Origin of the sequence: Micromonospora sp. NPDC004551, assembly GCF_040609975.1 — a bacterium.
Taxonomy (GTDB): Bacteria; Actinomycetota; Actinomycetes; order Mycobacteriales; family Micromonosporaceae; genus Micromonospora.
Genome location: NZ_JBEXLM010000036.1, coordinates 47,684 through 59,488 on the forward strand (window position 1 = coordinate 47,684; position 11,805 = coordinate 59,488).

Sequence of the window (11,805 nt, forward strand, 5' to 3'; positions counted from 1 at the left end):
CCGCCGGCCCCCTCTATGCTCCCACGTCGCCCGGGGCGCGCCGGTGCTCCCCCGGCACTCCTCCGGTCACTCCTCGGGCGGCTCGACGAAGAGGGCGGCGAGCTTCGGCAGGCGCCGCCGTGCCTCGTCCTCGTCGTCGAAGTCCCAGAAGTCGTTCAGATCCGGCGCCCGGACCGGGTCCCGGTCCGCCGGCAACTCGGCCGCGGTGGCCTTCCGGTAGGCCTCCCAGGGCACCGCCAGCATGTCCTCGCACTCGAACTCCTCGCCGCTGAGGGCGGCGGCCCGCACCTGCGGCAGCTCCGCGAGGGAATCCGGGTCGCCGACCGCCCGGGCGAACACCGCCCGGCCCTGCGTCATGAGCCAGCCCCGGAAGTATTCGAAGCCGTCGTCCGAGGCGCCCCCGTTGATCAGGTAGGCCGCGCCCCAGAGGTCGACCTTGTAGGAGGCGGCGAGCACCCGCTGCTGGTGGTGGGCGTACCCGACGATCTCCTCCGGGTCCCGCTCGGCGAGCAGGGCGACCGCGCGGGCGGCGACCGCCGCGGCCTCGCCCCCGCCCCCGGCCCGGGCGCTGTCGATCAACTGCCAGAACTCGTCGGTCCTCATGGCCTCGCAGTCTGGCAGAGCACACCGACGTCCCGGTGCGGCAGCATGGGCGGGTGCGCGCGATTTCCCTGCCCCCAGTGCCGTACGAGGCGACAGCCGACCGCCGGCGTGGGCCGAGCTGCCGGCCGGGCTGCGCGACGCGCTGGCCGACCGGCTCGGCGGCGCCCCGGTGACGGTCCGCCCGGCCGGGGCGGGCTTCACCCGCGGCTTCGCCGCCGTGCTCCACGGCTCGGCCGGCGAGCCGGTGTTCGTGAAGGGGGCGGCCCTGGCCGAGCAGCGGCACCTGGTCGACTGGTACGCCCACGAGGCCGCCGTCCTGGCCCATCTCCCCGCCGGCCTGCCGGTCCCCCGCCCGCGCTGGGCGCTCACCCAGGCCGGCTGGTACGCGCTCGCCCTGGACGCGGTCGACGGGCACACGCCCCGGCTGCCCTGGGACGCGGCCGAGCTGGACGCCGCCCTCACCGCGTACGCCCAGGTGGCGGCCGCGCTCGCCGCGCCGCCCGCGGAGCTCGCCGCGCTCGGGCTCCCGCGCCTCGCCGACCTGGCCCGGGACGACATCCTCTGGTGGGGCGAGGTGGTCGCCGGCCGCGAACCGGCGCCGGCGCTGCCGCCCTGGGCCCCGCTGCCCGAGCTGGCCGCGCTGGAGTCCCGTCTCCCCGGCTACGCCGCCGCCGCGCCCGGCCTGGCCCACTGCGACCTGCGGGTGGACAACCTGCTGCTGGACGCCGTCGGCCGGGCCTGGATCTGCGACTGGAACTGGCTCTGCCACGGGCCGGCCTGGTTCGACCTGGTGACCCTGCTGATCACCGGGTACGCCAGCGGCCTCGACGCGGACGCGGCCTTCGCCGGCCACCCGGCCGCGGCGGGCGCCCCCGCCGACGCACTGGACGTGACCCTCGCCGCACTCTCCGGCTACTTCCTCACCGGCGCCGCCGCGGTCCCGTCCACCGCCTCCCCGCACCTCCGGGCGCACCAGCGCTGGAGCGGCGAACAGGCCCTGGCCTGGCTCGCCACCCGCCAGGGCTGGGCGTGATCCCGCCCTGGCCCGCCCGGGGCGACCGAGGCGTTTTGGCTCGTCCAGGGGTGACCTGGTAACCTGGCTTTTCGCGCGGCGATGACGCATGCTCGTCGTGCGCGAATGCAGACCAACCCGAGCTATCAAGACGAGGCTGTCGCGTGGCGAACATCAAGTCCCAGATCAAGCGCAACCGGCAGAACGAGAAGCGCCGGCTGCGTAACAAGTCGGTCAAGTCGTCGCTGAAGACCGCCGTTCGGAAGTTCCACGAGGCTGCCGAGGCGGGCGACACCGAGAAGGCCACCACCCTGATGCGTGAGGCCACCCGCAAGCTGGACAAGGCTGCCAGCAAGGGTGTCATCCACGCCAACCAGGCGGCCAACCGGAAGTCGGCGATCGCCAAGCGCGTCGCCTCGTTCTCGGCCTGACGAGCGCCTCAGACCTGACCGGAAGCCCCGGGGGTACGCCCCGGGGCTTCCGGCTGTCTGCGTTCTCCGGCGCCCGCTCCTGCGGCGGCCCACTCCCGCGGTCAGTGGCGGCCCACTCCCGCGGTCAGCGGTAGGGGTCGGGCCGGATCGGGGCCGACGGGCGTCCGACCTGCCCGGACGGGTCGACGGGGCGGGCCGCCCGCAGCGTCGGGTCGCCGGCCAGCGTCACCCCGCCCGGCAGCGCCCGGGCCGTGGACGGCACGCTGGCCCGGCCGACCACCGGCTCCATCTGCCGGCGGAAGCGGTCCCGCTCCTGCTCCGGCACCTGCGCCGCGCTGCGGATCACGATCTCGGCGACCATGTCGTTCAGCTTCACCATGGCCGCCACCGCCGCCGGCAGCAGCAGCACCGCCCACCAGGTCACCAGCTCGGCGAGGGCGAGCAGCACGGCCAGCGCCACGGCGCCCTCGAAGAAGAGGAAGCAGAGCACCCCGCCGGGGTTGACGAAACGCAGTCCGAGGACCCGGGCGTAGAGCGGCCGGTAGCGCTCCTCGCCCGTGGGGACCGTCGACCACGTTCGGGTCACCGGCCGCCACCCTGCCGCGCCGCGGCCACGGAGAACACGGCCCGCTCCAGCGCGTACGCCCGGTCGTCGGCGCCGCCCTTGACCGCGGCGTTGCACTCGGCGGTCGCCCGCATGGCCTCCACCAGACCCTCCGGCGTCCAGCCCCGGCCCTGCCGCTGGGCCCGCTCGATCTTCCACGCCGGCATGCCCAGGCTGCTGGCCAGCTGGTAGGGGCTGCCCCGCCCGGCCGACGCGACCCGGGCCACGGTCCGCACCCCGTCGGCGAGCGCGTCGGCGATCGGCACCGGGTCGACACCGACGTGCAGGGCCCAGCGCAGCGCCTCCAGCGCCCCCGGAACGTCGCCGACCATCGTCGCGTCGGCCACGGTGAAGCCGGACACCTCCACCCGCCCCCGGTAGTAGCGGGACACCGTGTCCGCCCCGATCCGCCCGTCGGTGTCGGCCACGAGCTGCGAGCAGGCGGCGGCCAGCTCCCGCAGGTCGGTGCCGACCGCCGCGATCAGCGTCTCGGCCGCGTCCTCCGTGCACTTCCCGCCGAGGCGGCGGATCTCGTCCCGGACGAAGGCGACCCGCTCCCGGTGGCCCTTGAGCTTCGCCGCCGGTACCACCGTGGCGCCCGCCGCCCGCAGACCGTCGGCGAACGCCTTGCCCTTGGCCGCGCCCAGGTGCAGCACCACGAGCTGCACGTCCGGGTCCGGGTTCTTCGCGTAGCCCAGCAGGGCGGTGACCAGGTCCTTGCGGGCGTCCTGGCCGGCGCGGAGCACGAGCACCCGCCGCCCGCCGAACAGCGACGGGCTGAGCATCTCGGCGATCTCCCCGACCATCAGCGAGCCCGCCTGGTACTCCCGGACGTCCACGTCGGGGTCGACGCTGCGGGCCCGGGCGACGGCTTCGGAGACGGCTCGCGTGGCGAGCAGCTCCTCGTCGCCGAGAACGAGCAGAATAGGGGGCAGGCTGGCGGGGGTCACGCCGCCCATATTCGCACGGCCCCCGACCGGATCGTGCCTGCTCATCGAGGACTGTGACGCCGCAGCCCGCAGTCAGCGCAAATCCCGACATTCGCGCCGATCTACCAACTATCCCAACAAGCCCCCTCGATCGCCGGGGCGCCGTCCGAACCGCTCTCACCGCCGCCGCCCCGGGCCGGTCCCGCGGGCCACCACGGCCAGCCCGGCGCCGCTGCGGACGGCGGCGACATCGCCGTCGGTGTCGGTGCGCAGCACCCGGGCGCCCGCCCGGGTCAGCCGCGCCAGCAGACCCGGGTTGGGATGCCCGTAGTCGTTGTCGGCGCCGACGCAGACCAGCGCGACCGCCGGGCGGACCGCGGCGAGGAACTCCGGATCCTGGTACGCCGACCCGTGGTGGGCGACCTTCAGCACGTCGGCCCGGATGACGGCGGCCGGCACCGTTTCCAGCAACGCCCGCTGCTCCTCGGTCTCGGCGTCGCCGGGCAGCAGGATCCGCACCCCGCCCACCGTGGCGGCCAGCACCAGCGAGTTGTTGTTCGGGTCCGACCGGCTGCCGCGCAGCGGGTACGGCGGCCCGATGGCGACCAGCTCCACCGCCCCGGCCCGCCAGCGCCAGCCGGCCGGCACCGGCGCCAGCACGCTCCCGCCCCGGCGCGCCGCGTCGCGTACCTGGGCGACACCGTAGGGCGGCTCGGACCACTGCGGGGTCGCCACCGCCGCCACCCGCCGGCCCCGGAACACCCCGGCGATCCCGCCCACATGGTCGACGTGGAAGTGGCTGACCACCAGCAGGGACACCTCGCGTACGCCGAGCCGGCGCAGGCACCCGTCCACGCCGGACGGATCCGGACCGGCGTCGACCACCACCGCCCGGCCGGCCGCGACCGGCAGCACCACTGCGTCCCCCTGCCCCACCGCGCACGCCACGACCACCCAGCCCCGTGGTGGCCAACCGGCCGCGAGCAGCCGGACGGGCAGCGTGCCGAGCACCACCGCGACCACGACGACGGTGACCAGCCGTCGGATGACCGGCCGCCGCACGGCCACGAGCAGCGCCACGCTGACGGCAGCCAGCAGCAGGGCGCCGGTCACCCCGCCCGGCCAGGGCAGCGTCCCGGCGGGCAGCCGGGCACCCTGCGCGGCCACCGCCACGAGCCAGCGGGCCGGCCAGCTCGCCAGCCAGGCGGCGAACTCGGCACCGGCCGGCCAGACCGGCGACAGCACCGCCGCCGTCACGCCCAGCACGGTGGCGGGTGCGACCACCGGCACGGCCAGCAGGTTCGCCGGCACCGCGACCAGGCTCACCGTCCCCGAGATACCGGCGATCACCGGGCCGCAGGCGAGCTGCGCGGCAGCCGGAACCGCGAGCGCCTCAGCCAACCCGGGCGGTACGCCCCGCCGGCGCAGCGCGTCCCGCCAGCCGGGGGCGAGCAGCAGCAACCCGCCGGTGGCACAGACCGACAGCGCGAACCCCGGGTCCCCGGCCAGCTCCGGGTCGACCAGCACCAGCACGGTCACCGCGGCGGCCAGGGCGGGCAGCGCGGCCCGGGACCGCCCGGTGGCGAGCGCGGCCAACCCGATCGCCCCCATGGCGGCGGCCCGGACCACGCTGGGCGAGGGCCGCACCAGGATCACGAACCCGACCAGGGCCAGTACGCACAGCGCGGCGGCCGTCCGCGGACCGGCCCGCGCCCAACGGGCGAGCAGCAGCACCGCCCCGACGACGATGGCCACGTTGGACCCCGACACGGCGTTGAGATGCGTCATGCCGGTGGCCCGGAAGTCCTCCTCCACCTCGGGCGGCAGCCGGCTGGTGTCCCCCACCACGAGGCCGGGCAGCAGGCCACCCGGCTCGTCGGGCAGCGGCGCGCACGCCCGTTGCAGCCCGGCTCGCAGCGCGCCGGCCGCCCGTTGCGGCCACGGGGCCGGACCGTGCCGCGCCGGTGGCCCGGTGGCCGAGAGCACGGCGGCCGTGAGGTCCCCGCCCCGCGGGGCCGACAGCCGACCCCGGGCCGTCGCCCGCTGTCCCGGCAGCAGCGCGCGCCACGCCGGATCGGTCGCCAGAACCAGGCCGCGGACCGTGCCGGTGACCTGCCGGCCGGCGGGGTCGGTGAGGCGGATCAGGTCGGCGCGGACCAGCAGGGTGGCCGGGCGGCCGGCCACGCCCCGGATCGGACGGGGGTCGTCGCGCAGCACCAGGTCGGCGGTGACCAGGGCCCGTTCGGCGAGGAGCGCCCGCACCGGGCCGGCGTCGCGGACCGCGACGCGGGCGGCGGTGGCGGTCGCGCCGCAGACCACCCCGAGCAGCACGGCGACCGCGATCCAGCCGTAGCGGCGGACCGGGGCGGCCGGGCGGCCCAGCAGGCCGCACAGGTGAGCGCCGGTGAGAAGCGCCAGGCCGGCGGCGACGGCGGCCAGCGTGGCGCCGGCCGTCGCGGTGGTGTGCAGGCCGGCCAGCGCGGCGAGCCAGGCGGCCACGGCCAGCCCGGCCAGCCGCAGGTCGGGCACTCCCCCGCCGGTCTCGCTGTCGTCGACATCGCGGGCCGGCTCGCCGGTGTTCACACCGTCACCAGGTCCTTGAGCTGCTCGTAGCGGGCGTCGCCGATGCCGTCGACCTGGCGCAGGTCGGAGACCGACCGGAAGCCGCCGTGCTGCTCGCGGTGGTCGAGGATCCGCTGCGCGAGCACCGGACCCACCCCGGGCAGGGCGTCGAGCTGGGCCAGGGTGGCCGTGTTCAGGTTGACCGGGCCGCCTCCCGGCGCGGCGCCACCGGCCGCAGGTCCGCCACCGCCGGTCGCCGGCCCGGCGGGGGCGGCCTGGCCGGGCGCGGCGGTGACGCCGACGAGGATCAGCTCGCCGTCGGTGACCTTGCGGGCCGGGTTGAGCAGGGCGACGTCGACGCCGGGCAGGGCCCCGCCGGCCGCCTCGATGGCGTCGGCGACCCGCGCACCGGCCGGGAGGCGGACGAGGCCGGGCCGACGGACCTTGCCCCCCAGCGCGACGACCACCTGACCGGTGGAGCCGGTGGGCGCGGGCTCGGAGGTCTCCGGTGCGCTGACGGCGGCGACCGGGCGGACCGGCTCGGCGTGCGGCCGCGAGCGCCAGGCCCAGAGCCCGGCGACCAGGACCACCACGGCGGCCACCACGGCGAGGGCCCGCACGCCGCGCCGGCCGGGATCGAAGGCGCCCGGACCGGGCAGCCGGGACGCCAGCGAACGCGGCCTCCCACCCGGATCGTCGGCCGCGGTCGCTGGCGTGTCGTCGGTCGGGCTCGCCGACGGCCACCTCTCGCCGGCTCCGGTTTCCGGGTCCAGCCGATCCGGCGCCGGCGCGGAGCCGGAGGCGCGCCCTGGCACCGGACCCCGGAACCCGGGCCGGGATGGCGAACCAGGAAAGGAGGCCGGCCCGGGCCACGGCAGGTCCGGGTCGGGTTCCCCATCTGGCCGGAGGGCCGCCGGCATCGGGGCGCTCCCGGGCGAGGCGAGAGCGTCGACCGGCTCGAAGAGCCGGGACAACCGCCGCCGTACCGTCGTCTCCTCGTCGTCTGGCACGGTGGGAAGCTACGGCCGAGCAGGGCGGCCGGGCCGGACCGCAGAGCCCTCCTGTGGACGGCGAGCCGCCCTGTGGACGGCCCGCTGATCATCGGCCGACTGTGCTAGCGCGCCGGTGACAGCTCCCGATCGGTGGCGTGTGGCGTCGGTACCGCGCCGTCAGCGGGCCGGGGACAGTTCCCGGGCGAAGCGGCGTACGGCGTCGGTGACCGCTGCCGGAGCGTCGAAGTTGGCGAGGTGCCCGGCGCCCGGGATCAACTCGATCCGGGTGCCGGGACGGGCCCGGGCGAACTCCCGCTCCCCCGAGCGGAACAGCCGGTCCCGCTCCCCGTTGAGGATGCGCACCGGGGCTCGCACCGCCGCCAGGCTCGACGCGTCGAACCGGCCCATGAGGTCGCGCCAGGCGACCGGGAGGGTGTGGAAGGCGTACCCGTCGGCGATGGTGGCGTCGACCACCTCGGGCGGGTAGAGCCGGCGCAGCAGCCGGTCGTTCCAGCGGGTGAGCCGGGCGGCCGGCAGGCGGGCGATCAGCGACGCCAGCAACCGGTACGGCACGGTCTGCGGGCCGGTGGTGGCCAGGCTGGCGCCCATCAGCACGAGCCCGGCCAGCAGGTCCGGGTGCCGGCGGGCGAAGTGCAGCGAGGCGTACCCGCCGAGGGAGTGCCCCACCACCAGGGCCGGGCCGGCGTCGAGGTCGCCGACCGCCTCGGCCACGATGTCGGCGGCCCGGTCGAGGTTCCAGGGTTCGGCCGTGCGGTGGCCGTGTCCGGGCAGGTCGACGGCCGCGACCGGGAAGTCGGCGGCGAGGGCGGGCAGTTGCGGCTGCCACTGGCCGCGGGCGAAGCGGGTGCCGTGCACGAGGACGATCGCGGGACGAGCCACAGTGCTCAGTCTGCCTCCCGGCCCGGGCCCGGCACCGCCAGCCCCCGTGCCGTCTACCGTGCTTCCGGGTCCAGGCCGAGTGCCGCGCGACCCCGTGCCGTCTACCGCGCCTCCGGGTCCAGGCCGAGTGCCGCGCGGCCCCCGTCGACCGGCAGGGTCACGCCGTTGACGAAGGACGCTCCGGCCGACAGCAGGAAGGCGACCACCTGCGCGACCTCCCCGGCACGCCCGATCCGGCCCATCGGGTGCAGGCGGGCCAGTTCCGCCTCGACCCGGTCCGCCTCGCCGGGGTCGAGGCCGGCCAGGAACGCGGCGTGCCGCTCGGTGTGCACCGAACCGAGCGCGACCGCGTTGGTGCGGATCCCCCGGCCGCCGTAGTCCACCGCGAGAGCCCGGGTCAGCCCCTCGACGGCGGCCTTGGCGGTGGCGTACGGCAGGGCGCCCGGCACGGCACGGCGGGCCTGGTGGGAGGAGACGTTGACGATGGCGCCGCCGGTGCCGGCGGCCAGGAACCGGCGTACGGCGGTGCCGGCGCCGACCACGGCGGGGCGCAGGTTGGCGGCGATCAGGTCGAACACCTCCCCCGCCGGCGCGTGGTGCAGGGCGGCGTCCCGGAACACGGCGGCGTTGTTGACCCAGCCGGCCAGCGGCGCGACCGTCTCGGCGACCTCGGCGGCCCGCCCGGCGACCTCCTCGTCGGCGGCATCGCCGGCCATCGGACGCAGCCGGTCGGCGGCCGGGTGCCCGGCCAACCAGTCCAGCGCACCCTGGTCCCGCTCGATCACGACCACGGTGCCGCCGCCGGCCACCAGCCGCTCGACGATGGCCCGCCCGACGCCGCGCCCACCGCCGGTGACCACGTAGGACAATGCGCTCATCCGAGCACCCGGGTCCCGGCGGTCTCGGCGAGTTGTCGTTCGCCACGAACGGACACTCGCCAAGATCGGAAAAACCTGGCCACCGCGGTCATGGGCGCCGGTGGATGACCACGCAGGCCAGGCCGGGCCCCGCGTGCGCGGCGACCACCGCGCCCGCCTCGGAGACGTACGTGTCGTGCAACCGGTCGCCCAGCCGCTCGGTCAGCGCCGCCAGCAACTGGTCGGCGCGCTGCGGGGCGGCGAGGTGGTGCACGGCCAGGTCGACCTCGGCGTCGCCGGCCGCCTCGACCGCCAGGTCGACGAGGCGCGCCACGCCCCGGCTGGCGGTGCGGACCTTGTCCCGCACCACGATCGCGCCGTCCGGCATGTGCATGATCGGCTTGACCGAGAGGGCCGTGCCGAGCAGCGCCTCGGCCGCGTTGATCCGGCCGCCGCGGCGCAGGAACTCCAGCGTGTCGACGTAGAAGAAGATGGTGGTCCGGTCGACGGCGTCGAGTGCCGCCTCGCGTACCCCGGACAGGTCCGCGCCCCCGGCGGCGGCCGCGGCGGCGGCGAGCACCGGGAAGCCCAGGCCCATGCCGGCGGAGCGGCTGTCGACCACCGTGACCCGGTCGTCGCCGACCTCGGCGGCGGCCAGCCGGGCCGCCTCGACGGTGCCGGAGAGTTCGGCGGAGAGGTGTACCGAGACGACGCCGTCGGCGCCGCCGGCGAGCAGTTCCCGGTAGACCTGCGCGAACTGCTCCGGCGCCGGCCGCGACGTGCTCACCGTGACCCGCCGGCCGCTGAGCATCCGGGTGGCGTCCTCCGGGAACGTCTCGACGCCCTCCAGCCCCTCGGCGCCGTTGAGGACGACGGTCAGCGGGACGACGGTGAGCTGGTGCGCGCGCACCAGTTCGGGCGGCAGGTAGGCGGTGGAGTCGGTGACGACCGCGACGGGCATGCCCGGCACGCTAGCCGATGTCACGGCGGCGCGCCGGGGCCGAACGGCTCAGACCGCGTCGGTCAGCGCGGGCTGCGTGATGAGCCCGACGTTGTGCGCGCGCAGGTGCCAGCCCCGGACGTCGTCGTGGCGCAGCTCGGTCCAGTGGCAGTTGGCCAGCGACCCGAGGCTGCGCAGCACCGTGTGGTCCCAGCCGAGCAGGTGGCCGACGCCCTGCCGGGCGCCGCCTCCGTGGGTGGTCACCACGACGGTGCCGCCGGTGGCGAGGTCCGCCGCCTCCTGGAACGCGGCGCCGAGCCGCTTGCCCAGGTCGTGGAGGCTCTCGATGCCCGCGCCGGGGTCGGGGTCGCCGGCCCGCCAGCGGGCGAACTCGTCGGGGAAGCGCTCGGCGGCCTCGGTGAGGGCGAGGCCCTGCCACTGGCCGAAGTGCCGCTCGCGCAGCCGGACGTCGGTGCGGACCGGCAGCCCGGTCAGCGCGGCGAGCGCGGCCGCGGTGTCGGCGGCCCGGCGCAGATCACTGGCGACGATGGCGTCCGGGCGCAGCGCGGCCAGCACCGGTGCGGCCGCGCGGGCCTGCTCCCGGCCGAGGTCGTTGAGCGGCACGTCGGTCTGCCCCTGGACCCGGCCGGTGGCGTTCCAGTCGGTGTTGCCGTGCCGCCAGATGATCAGGCGGGTCATTCCGCGGTGGCGGTGCCGGCGGCCGAGTCGGCGAGGTCCCGGTCGACGAACGGGATCTGCGGGCAGTCCTTCCAGAGCCGGTCGAGGGCGTAGAACTCGCGCTCCTCGGTGTGCTGCACGTGGACCACGATGTCGACGTAGTCGAGCAGCACCCAGCGACCGCCCCGCTCGCCCTCGCGGCGGACCGGCTTCGCCTTCTCCGGCAGCTCCAGCAGGCGCTCCTCGATGGCGTCGACGATGGCGAGCACCTGACGCTCGTTCGGAGCGGCGGCCAGCAGGAACGCGTCGGTGATCGCGAGCTGGTCGCCCACGTCGATGATGACGATGTCCTGCGCCTTCTTGTCGGCCGCGGCCTGGGCGGCGGCCATCGCCAGCTCGTGCGCGCGTTCGGAAACTGTCACCGTTCTCCTTCGATCAACCGTGCGACCCTCCAAGCCTCTCACACCCGGCCGGGCAGGGACTTGTGAGTTCTGGTCGATTACGCGGACAAAGGCCACATTGCGGGCGGAATCACCGCTGGTAGAGCCGCCGTTTGGCGATGTACTGCACCACACCGTCGGGCACCAGGTACCAGACCGGCTCACCCCGGGCCACCCGGGCGCGGCAGTCGGTCGAGGAGATCGCCATGGCCGGGACCTGCACGAGGCTGACCGTGTCGGCGGGCAGGTGCTTGTCGGACAGTTCGAAGCCGGGCCGGGTCACCCCGATGAAGTGGGCCAGCTCGAACATCCGGTCCACCTCCTTCCAGGACAGGATGCGCTCCAGGGCGTCGGCGCCGGTGATGAAGAAGAGCTGCACCTTCGGGCCGTACTCGTCGTGCAGGTCCTGGAGGGTGTCGACCGTGTAGGTGGGGCCGCCCCGGTCGATGTCGACCCGGCTGACCTGGAAGCGGGGGTTGGAGGCGGTGGCGATCACCGTCATGAGGTAGCGGTCCTCGGCCGAGCTGACCGGTTCGTCGGCCTTCTGCCACGGCTGCCCGGTGGGCACGAAGACCACCTCGTCCAGGCCGAACCGGTCCGCCACCTCGCTGGCGGCCACCAGGTGCCCGTGGTGGATGGGATCGAACGTGCCGCCCATGATCCCGATTCGCCGGATGTCTTCCTCCACCCCGCGATCGTAGGCCGGGGCCCTCCGGCGGTCCGGCGGGGCCGCCGGCCGTCCCACGGGCCGCGGGGGGGGGGGGGCCCCCCCCCGCGCGCGGACCCGGGGGGGGGGCGCGCGGCGGCCCCCCCGCGGCGGGGGCCCAGGGGGAGGGGGGGGGGGGGGGGTGGGTGGT

At 76.2% G+C, this 11,805-nt stretch carries 12 protein-coding genes and 1 pseudogene; 2 read left to right on the plus strand and 11 right to left on the minus strand.

The window, feature by feature from the left end:
- Positions 1-66: 66 nt before the first annotated feature.
- Complete coding sequence (locus ABZW14_RS29860) at positions 67-603, minus strand: DUF4240 domain-containing protein (protein WP_355352987.1); 537 nt, start codon at positions 601-603, stop codon at positions 67-69.
- Positions 604-721: 118 nt separating this feature from the next.
- Between ABZW14_RS29860 and ABZW14_RS29865 the strand changes: the two genes are divergently transcribed.
- Both ABZW14_RS29865 and rpsT read left to right on the plus strand, forming a co-directional pair.
- On the plus strand, positions 722-1,636 hold the full coding sequence (locus tag ABZW14_RS29865; protein ID WP_355353025.1) for an aminoglycoside phosphotransferase family protein: 915 nt from the start codon (positions 722-724) through the stop codon (positions 1,634-1,636).
- A 143-nt stretch (positions 1,637-1,779) separates the two neighbouring features.
- Positions 1,780-2,046 carry a 30S ribosomal protein S20 gene (gene rpsT / locus ABZW14_RS29870; RefSeq protein ID WP_355352990.1) on the plus strand — a complete coding sequence of 89 codons (267 nt, stop codon included), beginning with the start codon at positions 1,780-1,782 and terminating at the stop codon, positions 2,044-2,046.
- A 124-nt stretch (positions 2,047-2,170) separates the two neighbouring features.
- Here the strand turns inward: rpsT and ABZW14_RS29875 are convergent, their stop codons facing one another.
- The 10 genes and pseudogenes from ABZW14_RS29875 to nadD all read right to left on the minus strand — a co-directional run bounded on the left by ABZW14_RS29875 (position 2,171) and on the right by nadD (position 11,636).
- Positions 2,171-2,632: a hypothetical protein gene (locus ABZW14_RS29875; RefSeq protein ID WP_355352993.1), complete on the minus strand. Its 462-nt coding sequence runs from the start codon at positions 2,630-2,632 to the stop codon at positions 2,171-2,173.
- Positions 2,629-3,609: a DNA polymerase III subunit delta gene (gene holA / locus ABZW14_RS29880; protein ID WP_355352996.1), complete on the minus strand. Its 981-nt coding sequence runs from the start codon at positions 3,607-3,609 to the stop codon at positions 2,629-2,631. The genes ABZW14_RS29875 and holA overlap by 4 nt, the downstream gene beginning before the upstream one ends.
- Positions 3,610-3,756: 147 nt before the next feature.
- The gene (locus tag ABZW14_RS29885) at positions 3,757-6,108 is read right to left on the minus strand and encodes a ComEC/Rec2 family competence protein (RefSeq protein WP_355353028.1); all 2,352 of its coding nucleotides are present in this window, start codon (positions 6,106-6,108) and stop codon (positions 3,757-3,759) included.
- Between the two features lie 50 nt (positions 6,109-6,158).
- Positions 6,159-6,800, minus strand: a pseudogene (locus ABZW14_RS29890) (ComEA family DNA-binding protein); the annotation flags it as partial.
- A 510-nt stretch (positions 6,801-7,310) separates the two neighbouring features.
- Positions 7,311-8,033, minus strand: coding sequence for an alpha/beta hydrolase (locus ABZW14_RS29895; RefSeq protein ID WP_355352999.1), 723 nt, complete (start codon positions 8,031-8,033; stop codon positions 7,311-7,313).
- Positions 8,034-8,134: 101 nt separating this feature from the next.
- Positions 8,135-8,911 (minus strand): SDR family oxidoreductase, encoded by a 777-nt coding sequence (locus ABZW14_RS29900; RefSeq protein WP_355353002.1) that lies wholly within the window; start codon positions 8,909-8,911, stop codon positions 8,135-8,137.
- Between the two features lie 88 nt (positions 8,912-8,999).
- Positions 9,000-9,851, minus strand: coding sequence for a DegV family protein (locus tag ABZW14_RS29905; RefSeq protein WP_355353005.1), 852 nt, complete (start codon positions 9,849-9,851; stop codon positions 9,000-9,002).
- 48 nt (positions 9,852-9,899) lie between these two features.
- Positions 9,900-10,529, minus strand: coding sequence for a histidine phosphatase family protein (locus ABZW14_RS29910; protein ID WP_355353008.1), 630 nt, complete (start codon positions 10,527-10,529; stop codon positions 9,900-9,902).
- A complete protein-coding gene (gene rsfS, locus ABZW14_RS29915) occupies positions 10,526-10,930 on the minus strand; it encodes a ribosome silencing factor (protein ID WP_030503099.1) in 405 nt (134 codons plus the stop codon). The genes ABZW14_RS29910 and rsfS overlap by 4 nt, the downstream gene beginning before the upstream one ends.
- Before the next feature lie 109 nt (positions 10,931-11,039).
- Positions 11,040-11,636 (minus strand): nicotinate-nucleotide adenylyltransferase, encoded by a 597-nt coding sequence (nadD, locus tag ABZW14_RS29920; RefSeq protein WP_154228203.1) that lies wholly within the window; start codon positions 11,634-11,636, stop codon positions 11,040-11,042.
- Between the last annotated feature and the right edge of the window lie 169 nt (positions 11,637-11,805).